Source organism: Streptomyces sp. NPDC055955, from assembly GCF_042270245.1.
Classification (GTDB): domain Bacteria; phylum Actinomycetota; class Actinomycetes; order Streptomycetales; family Streptomycetaceae; genus Streptomyces.
Window position 1 is genome coordinate 66,507 of sequence record NZ_JBHJYS010000007.1, and the last position, 17,414, is coordinate 83,920.

General features: G+C 72.0%; 15 protein-coding genes. 5 read left to right on the top strand and 10 right to left on the bottom strand.

The window, feature by feature from the left end:
• Positions 1-372: 372 nt before the first annotated feature.
• The 3 genes from ACFC96_RS16070 (at position 373) to ACFC96_RS16080 (ending at position 2,535) form a co-directional block, all read left to right on the top strand.
• Positions 373-1,035 carry a response regulator gene (locus tag ACFC96_RS16070; protein WP_376255466.1) on the top strand — a complete coding sequence of 221 codons (663 nt, stop codon included), beginning with the start codon at positions 373-375 and terminating at the stop codon, positions 1,033-1,035.
• Positions 1,036-1,174: 139 nt separating this feature from the next.
• Positions 1,175-1,600, top strand: coding sequence for a hypothetical protein (locus tag ACFC96_RS16075; protein WP_376612765.1), 426 nt, complete (start codon positions 1,175-1,177; stop codon positions 1,598-1,600).
• The gene (locus ACFC96_RS16080; protein ID WP_376612767.1) at positions 1,525-2,535 is read left to right on the top strand and encodes a phosphotransferase; all 1,011 of its coding nucleotides are present in this window, start codon (positions 1,525-1,527) and stop codon (positions 2,533-2,535) included. The genes ACFC96_RS16075 and ACFC96_RS16080 overlap by 76 nt, the downstream gene beginning before the upstream one ends.
• Before the next feature lie 81 nt (positions 2,536-2,616).
• On the opposite strand, the gene ACFC96_RS16085 is transcribed toward ACFC96_RS16080, so the two are convergent.
• Positions 2,617-4,260: a protein kinase gene (locus tag ACFC96_RS16085; protein WP_376255463.1), complete on the bottom strand. Its 1,644-nt coding sequence runs from the start codon at positions 4,258-4,260 to the stop codon at positions 2,617-2,619.
• A 309-nt stretch (positions 4,261-4,569) separates the two neighbouring features.
• Here ACFC96_RS16085 and ACFC96_RS16090 point away from each other — a divergent pair, with 309 nt between their 5' ends.
• On the top strand, positions 4,570-6,150 hold the full coding sequence (locus ACFC96_RS16090; RefSeq protein WP_376612768.1) for a protein kinase: 1,581 nt from the start codon (positions 4,570-4,572) through the stop codon (positions 6,148-6,150).
• Positions 6,151-6,285: 135 nt separating this feature from the next.
• Here ACFC96_RS16090 and ACFC96_RS16095 read toward each other — a convergent pair whose 3' ends face one another.
• The 9 genes from ACFC96_RS16095 to pdhA all read right to left on the bottom strand — a co-directional run bounded on the left by ACFC96_RS16095 (position 6,286) and on the right by pdhA (position 16,643).
• Positions 6,286-6,825, bottom strand: coding sequence for a bacterial proteasome activator family protein (locus ACFC96_RS16095; protein WP_376255459.1), 540 nt, complete (start codon positions 6,823-6,825; stop codon positions 6,286-6,288).
• A gap of 524 nt (positions 6,826-7,349) precedes the next feature.
• Entirely contained in the window at positions 7,350-8,144 is a 795-nt protein-coding gene (locus ACFC96_RS16100) for a hypothetical protein (RefSeq protein WP_376612769.1), read from the bottom strand.
• A 131-nt stretch (positions 8,145-8,275) separates the two neighbouring features.
• A complete protein-coding gene (locus tag ACFC96_RS16105; RefSeq protein ID WP_376612771.1) occupies positions 8,276-9,256 on the bottom strand; it encodes an NAD(P)H-quinone oxidoreductase in 981 nt (326 codons plus the stop codon).
• Between the two features lie 151 nt (positions 9,257-9,407).
• Complete coding sequence (locus ACFC96_RS16110; RefSeq protein WP_376612772.1) at positions 9,408-10,514, bottom strand: potassium channel family protein; 1,107 nt, start codon at positions 10,512-10,514, stop codon at positions 9,408-9,410.
• Complete coding sequence (locus ACFC96_RS16115; protein WP_376612774.1) at positions 10,502-12,052, bottom strand: molybdopterin molybdotransferase MoeA; 1,551 nt, start codon at positions 12,050-12,052, stop codon at positions 10,502-10,504. Before ACFC96_RS16115 ends, ACFC96_RS16110 begins: the two co-directional genes overlap by 13 nt.
• The gene (locus ACFC96_RS16120; protein WP_376612776.1) at positions 12,049-13,041 is read right to left on the bottom strand and encodes an NTP transferase domain-containing protein; all 993 of its coding nucleotides are present in this window, start codon (positions 13,039-13,041) and stop codon (positions 12,049-12,051) included. The genes ACFC96_RS16115 and ACFC96_RS16120 overlap by 4 nt, the downstream gene beginning before the upstream one ends.
• A 103-nt stretch (positions 13,042-13,144) precedes the next feature.
• On the bottom strand, positions 13,145-14,506 hold the full coding sequence (locus tag ACFC96_RS16125; RefSeq protein WP_376612778.1) for a dihydrolipoamide acetyltransferase family protein: 1,362 nt from the start codon (positions 14,504-14,506) through the stop codon (positions 13,145-13,147).
• A complete protein-coding gene (locus ACFC96_RS16130) occupies positions 14,506-15,510 on the bottom strand; it encodes an alpha-ketoacid dehydrogenase subunit beta (RefSeq protein WP_376612779.1) in 1,005 nt (334 codons plus the stop codon). Before ACFC96_RS16130 ends, ACFC96_RS16125 begins: the two co-directional genes overlap by 1 nt.
• Positions 15,507-16,643 carry a pyruvate dehydrogenase (acetyl-transferring) E1 component subunit alpha gene (pdhA, locus tag ACFC96_RS16135; protein WP_376255443.1) on the bottom strand — a complete coding sequence of 379 codons (1,137 nt, stop codon included), beginning with the start codon at positions 16,641-16,643 and terminating at the stop codon, positions 15,507-15,509. Before pdhA ends, ACFC96_RS16130 begins: the two co-directional genes overlap by 4 nt.
• Positions 16,644-16,816: 173 nt before the next feature.
• Between pdhA and ACFC96_RS16140 the strand changes: the two genes are divergently transcribed.
• A complete protein-coding gene (locus tag ACFC96_RS16140; protein ID WP_376612780.1) occupies positions 16,817-17,395 on the top strand; it encodes an Lrp/AsnC family transcriptional regulator in 579 nt (192 codons plus the stop codon).
• Positions 17,396-17,414 lie beyond the last annotated feature (19 nt).

Sequence of the window (17,414 nt, forward strand, 5' to 3'; positions counted from 1 at the left end):
TCCGGCCCCCGGGTTCGCCGGGAAAGCCTGGGGGTCTCCCCCCGGCCTTTTGAGGGCCCGGGGGAGGCTCGCCTGATCCGTCCTGCGCACGGGGTGGGTGCGACTCGGCCGGGTAAAGGCGTGACAGGTGTCCCGGCGAGCGCCCTGCACCATGCACGTTACCCAGTGCCCCACATATCTGCGAAACCCCATCTGACCTGCGATTTTGCTTGGATATCCAAGTAAATCGAGCAACTGCGGAACACTCGCTGGTCAGACGTGGTCAAAGCACTGTTCGGAGCACCGGTCACAAGCCTGGCAGGCGGCCGGAACACGGGCACGTTATCCCGGTCACCTCGGGCACGGGAAGAGCCAGTATGTGAGACTGGCCGCGTGTCCGAAGACGGAAAAATTCGCGTATTTCTACTCGATGACCACGAAGTCGTACGCCGTGGAGTGCACGAGATGCTCTCCGTGGAGGAGGACATCGAAGTAGTCGGAGAAGCGGGCACGGCCGCCGACGCCATGGTCCGCATCCCCGCCACGCGCCCCGATGTCGCCGTCCTGGATGTGCGGCTCCCGGACGGCAGCGGCGTCGAGGTGTGCCGCGAGATCCGCTCCCAGGACGAGTCGATCAAATGCCTGATGCTGACCTCCTTCGCCGACGACGAGGCGCTCTTCGACGCGATCATGGCGGGCGCATCCGGCTACGTGCTCAAGGCCATCAGGGGCAACGAACTCCTGAACGCGGTCCGTGACGTCGCCGCCGGGAAGTCCCTGCTCGACCCCGTCGCCACCGCCCGCGTCCTCGAAAGGCTCCGCGACGGCGGGCGCGGCAAGGAGGACGACCGGCTCGCGAGCCTGACCGACCAGGAACGCAAGATCCTCGACCTGATCGGCGAGGGCCTGACGAACCGGGTCATCGGGGAGCGTCTCCACCTCGCCGAGAAAACGATCAAGAATTACGTGTCCGGTCTGCTGTCGAAACTCGGCATGGAACGCCGCTCGCAGGCCGCCGCGTATGTGGCACGACTGCAGGCCGAGAAGCGCCGCTGAATTCGGGACCGACGTCCCTTTCACCTGGGGCCGGGGCCTCTTTCACGGGGCGCTTTCGCGGGCGCACCGTGAAAACCTGCCCTCCGAATTCCAGGAAGACCGCGCCCGGGAAAGGCGCGCCGTCGAGCGGATCGGCAGCGTGGACCACGGCCGGGTGGCGACCGGCGTGCGCGCGCTCCCCTTCCTCGCCCCGGCCCGCCACGACGTGGCGGACGGCCGGGTCGTCCTGCGCCTGCACAAGGGCTACGGCCGGCACCAGGCCTGCGCCGGCAGCGTCGCCGCGTACGGCGCCGACAACCTGAACGACGACTCGGCCTCTCCGGCCCCTCACCGCTTCGTCGACGCAGAGCCCTTCGACCCCGCCCTTCTGCGGATCGAGCCCCAGTTCGTCACCGTGCACGAACCGACGGCCGGCACCCGTCATCCGAAGCAGCCCTTTCACCACGTTCTGCAGCCACCAACCACCCAGGGTGCCCTAACATCTGGCGCGTGCCGCGCTCATCTGATCACCTCGCCCCACCGCTCCGCGCCCTGCTGCGGCAGTACGACGCCGGCTCACCCCTGACCTGTGAACCCGTCGACCAAGGCCTGCTCAACCGCGGCTACCGACTGGCCACCACGCGCGGCCGCTACTTCCTCAAGCACCACTTCGACCCGGAGACCGCCGACCCGGCCGCCATCGCCCGTCAGCACCGCGCCACCGAACGCCTGGCCACGCTCGGCGTCCCCGTCGCCCCGCCCCTGCCCGCCGCCGACGGGCGCACCGTCACCGTCATCGGCGGCGCCAGCTACGCCCTGCACCCCTGGGTCGAGGGCCGTCACCGCAGCGGCGCCCAGCTCACGGCGGCCCAGTGCCGCACGCTCGGGGCGCTCCTGGGACTCGTACACGCGTGTCTGGAGCAGGTCATGGGGGCCGCGCCCGCGCGCGGCCGGGCCAGTGCCGATCCCGCGGACACGCTCGAACTCATCGACACGCTGCTGGCGCGGGTGCGCCGCCACCGGCCGCACGACGCGTTCGACGAGTTGGCGCGGCACCGCCTCGTGGAGCGCCGCGGACTCCTGGAGGCCTGCGCGGGACGCCGGCCCGCGCAGGCCTCGGCGACCGGCTGGGTGCACGGGGACTTCCACCCGTTCAACCTGCTCTACCAAGGGGGCGTACCGGCCGCGATCGTCGACTGGGACCGGCTCGGGGTGCAGCCGCGGGCCGAGGAGGCCGTACGCGCCGCCGTGATCTTCTTCGTGCGGCCCGTCGGCACCCTCGACCTGCCGAAGGTGCGGGCCTACGCGCGCGCCTACCGCCGCGCCTCGGGCGCCGGGGCGGACGAACTCGCGGCCGCCGTCCACCGCGTGTGGTGGGAGCGGCTCAACGACTTCTGGATACTGCGCTGGCGCTACGAACGCGGCGACCACCGCGCCGACCCCCAGTTCCCCGCGGCGTCGGCGCTCGCCGTGTGGTGGACGAGGGAGTACGGGGCAGTGTGCGACGCGTTCGCCGGGTGACCGGCCGTCGGTGGGCCGGGTCGGTCGGGTCAGCCGGATCGGTCGGGTCGGGCCGATCGGTGGGTCGGCCCGATCGGTGGGTCAGCCCGTCGCCGGATCGCCCGTGGAGACCTGGAGCTGGATCGACTCGGGGTTCTTCGGGTCGATCTCCGTGCGCGCCTTGGGGTACTGCACGATGACCGTGCCCTCACCGAAGGTGTTCTCGTCGACGTCCCTGATGTCGAACTTCCAGCCGGCGGCCTGCAGGCAGGCCTTGACCGACTTGATGTTCTTGTAGGTGAAGTCCGGGAGCATGACCTTGTCCGGGTCGTTGTAACCCGTTTCAGGCTCCTTGCACTCGTCCTCCTCGATCGTCTTCGTCAGATCGGGACCCTTGTGACCGGCGACGACCGACGGCGACTTCTTCGCGTCGCCGCCGCCCTTCTCGTCGTTGCCGTTCATCGTCAGAGCCGTGATCAGACCGCCGACCGCGATCAGCGCGACGACGACCGAACCGACGATCACCCCGGTGTTCCGCTTGCCGCCACCACCGCCGGAGACCGCCGAACTCGGCGTCGTCTGGGGCGAGATGGTGTACGGCGGAGGCGTCTGCTGGTGCAGCGGCTGGTGCTGCTGGTGCTGAGGCGCGTACGGAGAGGTGGGCGGCGGGGTCTGGTAGCCCTGCTGCGGATACCCGTACCCGGGAGTGGCCGGCGCCGGCGTCCCGTAGGGGCCCGGCTGGTACGGCGTCTGCACCGGGCCGGTCGGCGCCGACGTCGACTGGTCGACCGGCGGGAACACCGCGGAACCGACACCCGCGCCGCTGGACGTCTGCGCGCCCGGCACGATGCTGGGCGCCGCGGCCTGCAGCGACTGGGCGACCCGCAGGCACTCGTCACGCATCGCCTCGGCGCTCGGGAAGCGCTCGTTCGGGTTCTTCTTCAGCGCGCGGGCGACCAGCGCGTCCACCGCCGGGGGCACCGACCGGTTGATCGACGAAGGAGCCACCGGCTCCTCCTGGACGTGCGCATACGCTATCGCCAGCGGCGAGTCCGCCTCGAACGGCAGCCGCCCGGTGACCAGTTGGAACAGCATGATGCCGACCGAGTACAGGTCGGAGCGGGCGTCCACGCCACGGCCCAGGGCCTGCTCGGGCGAGAGGTACTGAGGGGTGCCGACGACCATGCCGGTCTGCGTCATCGACGTGACACCGGACTGCATGGCGCGGGCGATGCCGAAGTCCATGACCTTGACGACGTTCCGCTTCGTCATCATGACGTTGCCCGGCTTGATGTCGCGGTGGACCAGACCCATCTCGTGGCTGATCTCGAGCGCCGCGAGCACATCGGCCGTGATCTTCAGAGCCTTGTCGGTCGGCATCGCGCCCTGGTGCGCGACGTCCGCGTCGAGCACGGAGCCGAGGGGCTGGCCCTCGACGTACTCCATGACGATGTACGGAGTGGTCATCCCGTCGAGGTCGTCCTCGCCGGTGTCGAAGACCGAGACGATGTTCGTGTGCGTGAGCTTCGCCACGGACTGGGCCTCACGGCGGAAGCGCTCGCGGAACGCCTGCTCACGCCCGAGCTCGGTGTGCAGCGTCTTGATCGCCACCTGGCGGTCGAGCACCGTGTCGTACGCGAGGTGGACCGAGGCCATGCCGCCCTCGCCGAGCAGATCACGCAGCTGGTAGCGACCGCCGGCGACGGCACGCCCTGCGTACCGGCCCTGTGCGCCGTCCTGGCTCATGTTTCTACGTCCCCCATCGGCGCGGCCGGTGATCGATTGCCACTAATCCCGGCCAAGTCTGCCCCGTGGCACCGACACGTCAAGCTCGGTGCCCGTTCCGTGACCGTACGGGCAAGAAGCGTCGCGGAAGCGTTACAGGAACCGCCCGGACGATTTGCATCGCATTGCCCGCAGAAGGTTTGATGGCCGGTCCATCTCGGGACGGGGCGCCGGGCGAAGCCTGTAGCGTGGCCCGACGGAGACCGTAACGACCACCGCGCGAACATCCGACAGTGCGGACGACGCGGACAGAAACGACGGCGAGGACTGATGGCACAGACGCAGCGCGCTCAGGGCCCGTCCGACCCCGAGGCGGCTGGCGGCGGTATGTCAGATGCGCCGGAGTTGTGGGGTAACGGCGGACTGGTCGGCGACGGCCGGTACCGGCTGACCCACAGACTCGGCCGGGGCGGCATGGCAGAGGTCTTCGCCGCGGAGGACGTCCGGCTCGGACGCACCGTCGCGGTCAAGCTCCTGCGCTCCGACCTTGCCGAGGACCCGGTCTCCAAGGCCCGCTTCACGCGTGAGGCCCAGTCGGTCGCGGGCCTCAACCACCACGCCGTCGTCGCCGTGTACGACTCCGGCGAGGACACCGTCGGCCACTCGGTCGTCCCCTACATCGTGATGGAGATCGTCGAGGGCCGCACGATCCGCGACCTCCTCCTGAACGCCGAGGCGCCCGGCCCCGAGCAGGCCCTGATCATCGTCTCCGGCGTCCTGGAGGCCCTCGCCTACTCGCACCAGCACGGCATCGTGCACCGCGACATCAAGCCGGCGAACGTGATCATCACCAACACCGGCGCGGTGAAGGTGATGGACTTCGGCATCGCGCGCGCCCTGCACGGCGCGCAGTCGACCATGACGCAGACCGGCATGGTCATGGGCACGCCCCAGTACCTGTCGCCCGAGCAGGCCCTCGGCAAGGCCGTCGACCACCGCTCCGACCTGTACGCGACCGGCTGCCTGCTCTACGAACTCCTCGCGCTGCGCCCCCCGTTCACCGGCGAGACCCCGCTGTCGGTCGTCTACCAGCACGTCCAGGACACCCCGGTGCCGCCCTCCGAGGTCTCGGACGTGGCGCCGCCGGAGCTCGACGGGCTCGTCATGCGCTCGCTGGCCAAGGACCCGGACGACCGGTTCCAGACCGCCGAGGAGATGCGCGGCCTCGTCCAGTACGGGCTGCAGATGCTGCACGACCAGGGCGGCCACACCAACACCTGGAACACCGGTCCGGTCGCCGCCGACATGCACAGCGGCGGCAACACCCCGGCCATGGGCGTCGCGGGCACGACGGCGCTGCCGCACCCGACCGACGGCGGTACGGCGGCCCAGCCGATGCTGCGGCCCCCGGGCAGCGACGACGGCGGCTTCGACGGCGGGCACCGCTCGGGCGGCGGCAGCGGCCGCGGCAAGATGTGGATCCTCGCGGTCCTCGCCGTGATCGCCATCGCGGGCGGCGCGGCCTGGGCGATGACCAGTGGCGGCGATCACGGCGGCGGCACCGGCACCACCCAGTCGCCCACGCAGTCGCACTCCCAGAAGGAGAAGGAGCCCACCCAGGGCTCCGACGACACGGCCACCGAGAACGACACGGCGGACCCGGGCGCCGGGACCGGCGGGGACACCGACTACTCGCCGTCGGAAGAACCCAGCACGGGTGACGTCACGCCCTCCGACAGCGCGCCCGAGCCGAGCGACGAACCGTCCGACCCGACGCCGTCCAAGAGCCAGTCGACGCCCGAGGAGTCGCCGACGGAGGATCCCACCCAGCCCACGGGCGGTCCGTCCACGGGTGGCGTCATCGGGGACCCGGGCGGGAACGACCCGGGCGGCACCGACGGCGGGGCCTGAGCCCCTCGGCGCAGACGACGTACGAAGGCGCCCGGCCGGTCACGATGACCGGCCGGGCGCCTTCTTATTACGGGTTCGATTCGGGTCGCTGCAGGTACCGGGCTGGGCGTTCCGGGTAGGGGGCGCCCGGCGCCCCTACAGGTACGGGCCTCCGGAGCGGCCGGCCACCCGCGGGTCGTCGCCGTCCTCTGTGCCCACACCGGGCGGCAGCGCACGGCGCATCTGCTCCAACTGGGCCCGCGCGGCCATCTGCTGCGCGAACAGTGTCGTCTGGATCCCGTGGAAGAGTCCCTCGAGCCAGCCCACCAACTGGGCCTGCGCGATACGCAGTTCGGCGTCGCTCGGGATCACCTCGTCGGTGAACGGCAGGGACAGACGCTCCAGCTCCTCGACGAGTTCCGGCGCAAGGCCGTCCTCGAGCTCCTTCACGGAGCTGGCATGGATCTCCTTGAGCCGCACACGGCTCGCCTCGTCCAGAGGAGCCGCCCGCACCTCCTCCAGCAGCTGCTTGATCATGCTGCCGATGCGCATCACCTTGGCGGGCTGTTCCACCATCTCCGTCACCGGGACCTCGCGGGAGTCGTCGTCTCCACCGCCACCGAGCGCCATTCCGTCCTGGCCCACGACCAGGACCTGGGGGCTCTCCGGCGACCTTTCGTTCCTCGGCATCTCCATGCCGCCATTCTCTCGTACGGCACCATCACACCTGGGTAGTGCCCCCATACGAGGGTGATCCACCGTGTTCGGGCGTGCTCTCACCGTGAGCGGCGGTGTTCCCGGCGGGTACGGGCCTGAGCGACGGCGGCGGCGGTTTGCGGGGCGGGCGGGGCGCCGAACGCGGGCCACGGGCCGGTCGCGAGGGACGGCCTCGGGCTTGGGAGGAACGGGAGGCGTGAGCCGTGGGGGCATGAGACGTGGGGACATGAGCCGTGAGGGCGTGTGTCTTCGGGGCGTATGCGGTGGAGGCGGATGTCGTGAGCAGCGCGTATGTCATGGGCGGCAGCGATCTCGGGGTCGGGGATTTCCTGGGCGGCGCGTACGTCATGAGCGGCAGCGATCTCGGGGTCGGGGATTTCCTGGGCGGCGCGTACGTCATGGGCGACGGAGATTTCGGGGTCGGGGCGCATTCCGTGGGCGCCATGCATCTCGTGGGCAGCAGGTGGCTCAGGGACGGCGCGTGGCTCATGGGCGGCAGCGATTCATGGGCGGCGCAGGCGCAGGGCCAGGAATCCGACGCCGAGGCCGACCAGGACGAGGCCGGAGCCCAGCGGCAGGACGCCCACGCCAGGGATCACGGGTTCGGCCCCGGTCTGCCGCGGGGTGCGGTCGGCGTTGTCCACGGGGGCGCTCGTGGGCCGGACCGACGGCTGGACCTGCTGCTCTTCGGGGTCTTCCTCCCAGCCCGGCGGCTCTTCCGGGACCACGGGTATCGCGACCTGGGCCGAGCGGGTGCGTGACGGGGCCGCCGAGGGAGCGCGGGACCGCTTCGGCGTCTTCACGGCCGCGGGCGCAGAGGCGGATGCGGGGGTGGGGGTGGGGGTGAAGTGGCTCTTTGGGGCGGAGTGGCCCTTGCGGGAGGGAGCCGCGGAGGACGCCTTCGGATGGGCCTGGGACGTGCTGGGCTTTCTGGGGGACACGCTGGCCGAGGGCTTCGCGGTGTCGGGCGCGGACGACCTGGCCGCGGAGGGCTCGTGGCGCGGCAGGTGCGTGGACGGGGTCGCTTTGGGGCTGCTGTGGCCCGGCGGCCCCGACTCGGCCCGTCCCGGCGGCCCCGACTCGGCCCGTCCCGGCGGCGTACGGCCCTCGCCGGGGCGGCTGGCGGCCCGCGCCTCGTCGTCGGCAGAGGCGGGGGCGTGCGGGGGCGAGGGTTCGGCGGCGTACGCGTGGGTGCCGGTGAGGGCCGGTCCGGAGAGAAGGGCCAGGCACAGCAGTGGCCACAGCAGCGGCGGCATCGGCAGCGGCGGGCGGCCGGTGGTGCGGAGGCGTGGAGTCATTCCGCGCGCCCCTCCCGGAATCGAGTCACCAAGATCAGAGGAATCGCGGAATCAGCGTCACATGACGCAACAATTCCGGCATCTTGGTGCCGCTTCGCTCACTCCGGCCCCGCCGGCGCCCGCCGCCCGGTCTACTCCACGGTGAGCAGCACCTTCCCGATGTGCCCGCTCTCCTCGAGGACACGGTGCGCCTGCGCCGCGTCGCTCATCGGCAGCTTCCGGTCGACGACCGGCCGGACGCGACCCGAGTCGATCAGCGGCCAGATGTGCTCCCGTACCGCCGCGACGATCGCCGCCTTCTCGGCCAGCGGGCGCGCGCGCAGCGAGGTCGCGGTGATGGCGCCGCGCTTGTTGAGGAGCATGGCGATGTTCAGCTCGCCCTGGATGCCGCCCTGCATGCCGATGATCGCGAGGCGGCCGTTGGTGGCCAGCGCCTGGACGTTGCGGTCCAGGTACTTGGCACCCATGTTGTCGAGGATGACGTCGGCGCCCGCGCCGTCGGTGGCCCGCTTGATCTCCTCCACGAAGTCCTGCTCGCGGTAGTTGATCAGGATGTCCGCGCCGAGCTCGGCGCAGAAGTCGAGCTTCTCCTTGCTGCCCGCCGTCACCGCCACCTTGGCGCCGATCGCCTTGGCCAGCTGGATGGCCATCGTGCCGATGCCACTGGAGCCGCCGTGGACGAGGAAGGTCTCGCCGGGGCGCAGGTGGGCGATCATGAAGACGTTCGACCAGACGGTCGCGGTCACCTCGGGCAGCGCGGCCGCCGTGACGAGGTCGGTGTTCTCGGGTACGGGCAGGAGCTGACCGGCAGGGACGGCGACCTTCTCGGCGTAACCGCCGCCCGAGAGCAGCGCGCACACCTCGTCGCCGACGGACCAGCCGGACACTCCGGCGCCGAGGGCGACGATGCGTCCCGCGCACTCCAGGCCGGGGATGGCGGTCGCGCCGGGCGGCGGGTTGTAGAGGCCCTGACGCTGGAGCAGATCGGCGCGGTTGACGGCCCCGGCCGCCACCTCGACCAGTACTTCGCCGTCACCGGGTACGGGATCGGGAACCTCCGCCCAGACGAGCGCCTCAGGTCCACCGGGTTCCGGAATCGTGATCGCATACATGCCGGCGAGGCTACTCCTCGCGGTGATCCGGGCGGCGGGACGGCACGTGCCCCGCCTGCCGGTTCTCGGCGCGCCCCAACTCACCGCCCGGGCACGCCCGACCATCCGTCTTGCGGTGCCCCGACGGGTCAGTCGCGAGCTGCCCCGACGGTCAGTCCTGCGGCAGCCGTCGTGTGTCCGGGACGGACTGTGTGCCGGGGGTCGCCCGGACGATCGTGATCAGACGGTCCGTCAACTGGAGTGTGCCGATGGCCCGGTCGTCGAAACCCAGCACCCGGTGCCCGCGCACGACGCTCACGACCAGGTCCTCGGTCTCCCGGACCTTCAGCCCCACCTCGGCCTTTATGACCGGACGTTCGACGAGGTCGAGGCCGCTGCCCTGCTGGATGAGGTCCTCCATGACCAGGCCCGCGCTCGGGCTGAGCACGGAGAGACCGAGCAGTCGGCCCGCCGCGCTGGCGGTGGTGATGACGGCGTCGGCGCCCGACTGCCTCAGCAGGGGGGCGTTCTCCTCCTCACGGACGGCCGCCACGATCTTCGCCGCGCGATTGAGCTGACGGGCGGTGAGGGTGACCAGGACCGCGGTGTCGTCACGCTGGGTCGCGACGATGATCTGCCGCGCCCTCTGCACCTCGGCCCGCAGCAGCACATCACTGCGCGTGGCATCCCCGACGACTCCGGCGAACCCGAGCGCCGTGGCCGCCTCGATGACCTTGCTGCTGGGGTCGACGACCACCACCTGATCCGCCTTCAGCCCCGTCGCGCAGACGGTCTGGATCGCCGACCGGCCCTTCGTGCCGAATCCGACGACCACGGTGTGGTCACGCAAGTTGGACCTCCAGCGATTCAGTCGCCACTCATCCCGCGTGCGCTCGGTGAGCACTTCGAGGGTGGTGCCGACCAGGATGATCAGGAACAGCACACGCAGCGGCGTGATGACGAGGATGTTGACGATCCGGGCGCCGTCACTGACAGGCGTGATGTCGCCGTACCCGGTCGTGGAGAGGGTGACGGTCGCGTAGTAGAACGCGTCCAGCAGGTCGACGCTGCCGTCGGAGCTGTCGTTGTAGCCGGAGCGGTCGACCCAGACGATGATCGCCGTCGCGACCAGCACAGTGAGCGCCATCAGCAGCCGCTTGGCGACCTGCCGCAGCGGCCGCTCGACGACCCGCTTGGGCAGCTTCACCTGGCGGACGGCGACCTTCTCGTCGTCCTGGCGGGCCATCGCATCGTGGCCGGGAAGTTTCACGTGAAACACCCCTCGACGGAGGCGTCGCCTCCGTCGTCACCCGCCGGGTTCCACGACCACGGCAGGTCGAGGATCTCCACCTCCCGCCCGGCCGTCGCGCCGCCGGGCGGCACGACGGCCAGCCCGTCGGCGGCGGCGATCCCGCGCAGCATGGCCGGGCCGTTGTAGCGCAGAGGCACGGCGTCCTCGCCCCGCACCACGACGGGGACGAGCCGCGTGTCGTGCGGATGCCCGGGCACAGCCGCCCGGAGCGCCACGGTGTACGGCTCCTGCTCCGGGCGTCCCGCGAGCATCCGCAGCAGCGGCTCGGCAAGCGTGAGGAGCCCGGAAACGGCCGCCAGAGGGTTGCCCGGCAGACCGACGAGGTGCTGCCCCTCCTTGGTGCGGGCGAGCAGCATCGGGTGCCCCGGCCGCACCGCGACCCCGTCGACGAGCAGCTCGGCGTCGACGCGGCTCAGCGTCGGGTGCACATGGTCGACCGGGCCCGACGCGGTGCCGCCGGTCGTCACGACGAGGTCGGCGTCCGAGGCCTGTACGGCCTTGAGGAGCGCCTTCGGATCGTCGCCCGGACGCCGTACAGCAGTGACCTCCGCGCCGAGCGCCCTCAGCCAGGCCGGCAGCATCGGGCCGAGCGCGTCACGGATGAGGCCCTCACGGGGGAGGCCCTCGGTCAGCAACTCGTCGCCCAGGATGAACACCTCGACCCTCGGACGTGTCACCGTCGGCAGCTCGTCGTATCCGGCGGCCGCGGCGAGCCCGAGCACCGCCGGCGTCACCAGGGCCCCGGTGGGCAGGAGTTGGTCGCCGGAGCGACATTCCTGGCCTCGAGGGCGGATGTCCTGGCCATGGCCGACGTCGCGCAGGGCGAACAGCCGGCCCTTGTCGTCGGTGCGGCCGTGCTCGCTGCGGATGACGGCGGTCGCGTCCCGCGGGACCCGGGCACCGGTGGCGATCTGGACAGCCTCACCGTCGGACAGCGGCTCGGGCCGGTCCTGCCCGGCGAGTATCCCCTCGGCCCGTACGTCCCAAGGGCCCGGACCGGCGACGACCCAGCCGTCCATGGCGGACGTGTCGAAGGAGGGGAGGTCGGAGAGCGCGGCGAGTGGCTCGGCCAGCGTCAGACCGAGCGCCCGGTCGAGCGGCACACGGCGCTGCGCACCTCGCCGGCGGGCGGCGGCCAGGCGCCCGGCCCGCCCGGCGACAGCACGCGCGACGGACCAGGGGGCGGCCTGGTGCCGGGAGCCGGTTCGGCCGTCCGAAGGGGTGCTGTGGCGCGTGGGGTCCGGATGGCCCGGATGATCCGCATGGCTGGTGGGGGTGGCGGGTCCGGTGTGCCGGGAGCGCTCTGCAGAACCGCGTTCCGGACCGGGGCGTCCCGGGCCGGAACCCGTCCTGCCGGAGCCCGCCGCGCCGGGAACCCCCGCGCCGCCTGCGCCGCGGCCGTCCGCTGCCCGGGCCTCGTTGACCAGGGCGAGCGCCTCGTCGACGGCGCGGTCCTCGGCCGCGCGCGCCTGCGCGGCCGGCGACTCGGCGCTCTGACCGCTCATCCCGCGTCCGGCCGCGCGCCCGCAGAACCGCCGGATGAGGCGCCGTCGGAGGAGGCACCACCGGATGAAGCGCCGTCGGAGGAGGCACCAGCGGCTGTGGCACCCGTCGTGCCGCCCACCGGCGCTTCCTCGTCCGCGGCTTCCTTCGCCCAGCGGTCAGCGAGCGCGGTGGCCTTCGCGCAGGCCTCGGCGACGGCCTCGCTTCCTCCCCCGGCGGCCGCGGCCGCGTATCCGACGAGGAACGTCGTCAGGGGAGCGGCCGGCCTGGCCACGCCGTGCGCGGCGTCGCGGGCGAGATCGAGCAGGACGCCGGTGTCGACGTCGAGCTCGATGCCCAGTTCGTCCTTGGCTGCGGAGATCCATTCATCCAACACGTGCCCATGCTCCCTGATACGTGACCGGGCGGCGGCGATGTCGTCCCAGGTGTCGCAGTCGAAGGACGCGACGGGGTCGGTGATGCGGGTGAGTTCGAGCCGGCCGACGAGCAGCCGCAGGGGCAGCCCACAGAGGCCGTCGTCGTGAGCGGCGGCGAGTTCGGCGAGGTGGTGGCGCAGAGGTGCGCTGCGGTAGGCCGCGACGAGCGGCTGGTCCCGGCCGTCGGCGTCGGTGAGCAGGACCCCGTCCGCCGTTCCCGCGTTCAGGGCGTCGAGAAGGCGCCATACGGTCTGCTCGCTCAGGAAGGGCAGGTCGGCGGAGAGGACGAGGACCTGGCCGGCCGTGGTGGCGCGCAGACCGGCGTCGAGCGCGGCCACCGGTCCGCCGCCCGGCGGATCCTCGCGGGTCCAGCGCACGGGGTGCGCGGTGGGTCTGGGTTCGGCGACGACGACCGTGGTGCCGGCCGTGGCGCAGGCGGCCAGGACCCGGTCGAGCAGCGGCCTGCCGCCGACGCGGACCGCGGGCTTGTCCGTGCCGCCGAGCCGTCTGGCGGCGCCGCCGGCGAGCACGACGGCGTCGTGGGAGGGGCGGCTCGGCGCGGGAGCAGCGTTCATCCCCCGAGTATGGGCGCACGAAGGATCATTGCGACCCCCGGAGACGGCCCGCACCCACGAGGATTTGCGTCACATCGGGGTGGGCGGGGCGGGCCGCTGGTCCTCACAGGGTGCGCAGGAGCACCGCCGGCTGTTCGACGCAGTCCGCCACGTAGCGCAAAAAGCCGCCCGCCGTACCGCCGTCGCACACCCGGTGGTCGAAGGTGAGCGACAGCTGGACGACCTGTCGCACCGCCAACTCCCCCTGGTGGACCCAGGGTTTGGGGATGATCCGGCCCACGCCGAGCATGGCGGCCTCGGGGTGGTTGATGATCGGCGTCGAACCGTCGACGCCGAAGACGCCGTAGTTGTTCACCGTGAACGTCCCGCCCGTGAGTTCCCCGGGCGTGAGCCGCCCGGCCCGCGCCGCCTCCGTGAGGCGGGTGAACTCGGCGCTGAGGGACTCGGCGTCGCGCGCGTGCGCGTCCCTCACGACGGGGACGACGAGTCCGCGCTCCGTCTGGGCGGCGAACCCGAGGTGCACGGCGTCGAGCTGCACGACCTCGCGGGCCGCCAGGTCGACCCGGGAGTTGAGCTCCGGGTAGCGGGCCAGGGCGGCGGTGCAGATGCGGGCGAGCAGGGCGAGTACGGAGATCTTCTCCCCGCCGGCCGCGTTCATGGCCGCGCGCGCGTGCATGAACTCCGTGGCGTCGGCGTCCACCCAGCAGGTCGCGTCGGGGATCTCGCGGCGGCTGCGGGTGAGCTTGTCGGCCACGGCACCTCGTATGCCGCGCAGGGGGACACGGATGCCGTCCACACTCGCGTCCGACGGAGTCGGAACCTGGGCGGGGGCCCGGGTCGGGGCTGCGGCCGGGGCCACCGCTTCCGCTTCGGCCACGTGGGCCCGTACCTGCACGGTCTCCCTCATGGCGCTCTCGACATCCGCGCGCAGGATGAGGCCGTGAGGTCCCGACCCGGGCAACTCACGCAGGTCGACGCCGTGTTCACGGGCGAGCTTGCGCACGAGGGGGGAGATGACCGGCACGGGTCCGCTCCGCGGTGTCGCCTCCGGAGGCGGTGCGGGGGAGGCGGAAGGGGCGACTCGCCCGGCTGCCGCGGGCGCGGACGCTGGGACGTCGTCCTGCAAGCGGACCCGGCGCCTACGCGCCGGCGCGGCCGTGGTGCCGTAACCCACCAGGACGTTCCCGGATCCCTCGGCGCCGTCCTCCCCCTCGGCCGGCGTGCCCACGGCGACCGTCAGGAGGGGCGAGCCGACGGGGAGCTCGCTGCCCTCCTCGCCGAAGCGCGCTGTCACCACGCCCCCGTAGGGACACGGCACCTCGACCATCGCCTTCGCGGTCTCCACCTCGACGACCGGCTGGTCCACCGCCACGACGTCGCCGACCTGGACGAGCCAGGTGACGATCGACGCCTCGGTGAGGCCTTCGCCGAGGTCGGGCAGCTTGAACTCGAGGACCTGTGCCATCAGCTGCCCGCCTCCCACTGAAGCCGGGCGACCGCGTCCAGGACCCGGTCGACCCCCGGCAGATGGTGCCGCTCCAGCATCGGCGGCGGATACGGGATGTCGAACCCGGCCACCCGTAGGACCGGCGCCTCCAGGTGGTGGAAGCAGCGCTCGGTGACCCGCGCGGCGATCTCACCGCCGGGCCCGCCGAAACCGCCCGACTCGTGCACGACAACGGCCCGCCCGGTGCGGCGCACGGACGCGCTGACCGTCTCGTCGTCGAACGGCACCAGGGAGCGCAGATCGACGACTTCCAGATCCCAGCCCTCGGCGCGCGCGGCCTCGGCCGCCTCCATGCAGACCGGCACCGACGGGCCGTACGTGATGAGGGTGGCGCTGCTGCCGGGCCGCCGGACCACGGCCCGCCCGATGGGTTCCACCTCCGTCGGGTGCTCGGGGTTCCAGGAGTCCTTCGACCAGTACAGCCGCTTGGGCTCGAGGACGACGACGGGGTCGTCGGAGGCGATGGCGGCGCGCATCAGGCCGTAGGCGTCGGCGACGGTCGCGGGCGTGACGACGTGGAGGCCCGGGGTGGCCATGTAGTAGGCCTCGGAGGAGTCGCTGTGGTGCTCCACGCCTCCGATGCCGCCGCCGTAGGGCACGCGCACGGTGAGGGGCATCGGCATCGCGCCCCTGGTGCGGTTGCGCATCTTCGCGACGTGCGAGATCAGCTGCTCGAAGCCCGGGTAGGCGAACGCGTCGAACTGCATCTCGACGACGGGCCGCAGGCCGTACATGGCCATGCCGACCGCGGTGCCGAGGATGCCCGCCTCGGCGAGCGGCGTGTCCGTGCAGCGGGCGTCACCGAACTCCTCGGCGAGTCCGTCGGTGACCCTGAAGACACCGCCCAGCGTGCCGACGTCCTCACCGAGGACGTGCACGGAGGGGTCGGCGGCCATGGCGTCGCGCAGGGCGCGGCCGAAGGCCTGCGCCATGGTGGCCGGCTTGGCGGCGACAGTCGTCATCGGTCCGCCCCGTCCGCCTCGGCGTCGAGCTCGGCACGCAACTGGGCCGCTTGCTCGCGCAGTTGCGTCGTCTGCTCGGCGTAGACATCACGGAAGAGGTCCATGGGGTCGAGCACCGGGTCCTGGTTCATGCGCTCGCGCAGGTCGGCGGCCATCTTCTCGGCGTCTTCGCGCACGGCCCGTATGCCTTCCTCGTCGAGGAGTCCGCGCTCCGTCAACTCCCGCTCCAGGAGGAGGATCGGGTCGTGATCGCGCCAGGCGTCGACCTCGGCGTCGACGCGGTAGCGCGTGGCGTCGTCCGCGTTCGTGTGTGCCTCCATGCGGTAGGTGATCGCCTCGACGAGGGTCGGGCCACCCCCTTCGCGCGCGTGGCGCACGGCTTCGGCGAGGACCTCGTGCACGGCCGCCGCGTCGTTGCCGTCGACCAGGCGACCGGGCATCCCGTAACCGACGGCCTTGTGGGCCAAGGACGGGGCGGCGGTCTGCTTGGCGAGCGGCACGGAGATCGCGAAGCCGTTGTTCTGGACGAGGAAGACGACCGGGGCGTGCCAGACGGCGGCGAAGTTCAGCGCCTCGTGGAAGTCGCCCTCGCTGGTGCCTCCGTCGCCGACCATGGCGAGCGCCACCACGTCGTCACCCTTGAGGCGGGCGGCGTGCGCGAGTCCCACGGCGTGCGGGAGCTGGGTCGCGAGCGGCGTGCACAGGGGGGCGACGCGGTGCTCGCGCGGGTCGTACCCGGTGTGCCAGTCGCCCCGCAGCAGGGTCAGGGCCTGTACGGGGTCGAGGCCGCGGGCGACGGCGGCGAGAGTGTCCCGGTAGCTGGGGAAGAGCCAGTCACGCTCCTCCAGGACGAGGGCGGCCGCGACCTCGCAGGCCTCCTGCCCGGTGCTGGAGGGGTAGACCGCGAGCCGGCCCTGCTTCGTCAGGGCGGTCGCCTGCGCGTTGTACCTGCGCCCGCGCACCACCTGCGCGTACAGCCGGCGCAGAAGCCGGGCGTCGGCCTTGGCCGCGGCGTCGGTGCCGAGAACCCGGAACGGCTCGGCGTCGGGCAGCAGCGGCGCGGGATCCGTGCGCGGCTGCCAGGCGGGCGGCGGGGTGGGCCGGTAGGCGTCCCGCTGCTCCATGACCGTCATGACGGCACCTCCTCGTTGGAAGCGGCTGAGAGACGCGACGGTGTGATGCGCCTCACCTACCGATTGTTCGGTCGCCGGCACATTTTGGCTACAGGCGCCTCCAGGCTGTGGACAAACGGTTCTCCACAGCTTGGGATGGACGCAGTACGTCCATGGTAGGGAGGCGGGGGGACATGGCATCTGAACAAATGGCCGACAGCCCGGGAGGCGACCGCCCGAAGTCCTCGCCCCGAGCGCCCGACACCGGCCTCGGCGGCCGTCCGGACGCTCCGCACCGGCCGCCCGACGACCGCCCCGAGTACCAGCCGCGCCCGCTGGACGCGATCGACCGCGACATCCTGCAGATGCTCCAGATGGACGGCCGCGCCTCGATACGCTCCGTCGCCGAGCGCGTCCACGTGTCACGGGCCAACGCCTACGCGCGAATCAACCGGCTCATCGACGACGGCGTCATCCGTGGCTTCGGCGCCCGCGTCAACCACGAGCGGGCCGGCCAGGGCGCCTCCGCGTACATCACGCTCAAGATCGTCCAGAACTCCTGGCGCACCGTGCGCGAGCAGCTGCGCCGGCTCCCGGAGGCCTCGCACATCGCACTGGTCAGCGGCGACTTCGATGTGCTCCTGATGGTGCACACGCAGGACAACAGGTCGCTGCGTGAACTGGTGCTCACCAAGCTCCAGGCCATGCCGGAGGTGCTGAGCACGCGGACACTGCTGGTGTTCGAGGAGGAGGACCTGGAGCCGGACGCCTGACGCGCCCGCACCCGGGGGC

What these genes read in the sequence shown, in the direction of transcription:
- ACFC96_RS16105 (WP_376612771.1), bottom strand. Translation starts at nt 9,256, where the DNA reads ATGTATGCGATCACGATTCCGGAACCCGGTGGACCTGAGGCGCTCGTC.
- ACFC96_RS16090 (WP_376612768.1), top strand. Translation starts at nt 4,570, where the DNA reads ATGGCACAGACGCAGCGCGCTCAGGGCCCGTCCGACCCCGAGGCGGCT.
- ACFC96_RS16095 (WP_376255459.1), bottom strand. Translation starts at nt 6,825, where the DNA reads ATGGAGATGCCGAGGAACGAAAGGTCGCCGGAGAGCCCCCAGGTCCTG.
- ACFC96_RS16120 (WP_376612776.1), bottom strand. Translation starts at nt 13,041, where the DNA reads ATGAACGCTGCTCCCGCGCCGAGCCGCCCCTCCCACGACGCCGTCGTG.
- pdhA (WP_376255443.1), bottom strand. Translation starts at nt 16,643, where the DNA reads ATGACGGTCATGGAGCAGCGGGACGCCTACCGGCCCACCCCGCCGCCC.
- ACFC96_RS16115 (WP_376612774.1), bottom strand. Translation starts at nt 12,052, where the DNA reads ATGAGCGGTCAGAGCGCCGAGTCGCCGGCCGCGCAGGCGCGCGCGGCC.
- ACFC96_RS16140 (WP_376612780.1), top strand. Translation starts at nt 16,817, where the DNA reads ATGGCATCTGAACAAATGGCCGACAGCCCGGGAGGCGACCGCCCGAAG.
- ACFC96_RS16125 (WP_376612778.1), bottom strand. Translation starts at nt 14,506, where the DNA reads ATGGCACAGGTCCTCGAGTTCAAGCTGCCCGACCTCGGCGAAGGCCTC.
- ACFC96_RS16130 (WP_376612779.1), bottom strand. Translation starts at nt 15,510, where the DNA reads ATGACGACTGTCGCCGCCAAGCCGGCCACCATGGCGCAGGCCTTCGGC.
- ACFC96_RS16100 (WP_376612769.1), bottom strand. Translation starts at nt 8,144, where the DNA reads ATGACTCCACGCCTCCGCACCACCGGCCGCCCGCCGCTGCCGATGCCG.
- ACFC96_RS16085 (WP_376255463.1), bottom strand. Translation starts at nt 4,260, where the DNA reads ATGAGCCAGGACGGCGCACAGGGCCGGTACGCAGGGCGTGCCGTCGCC.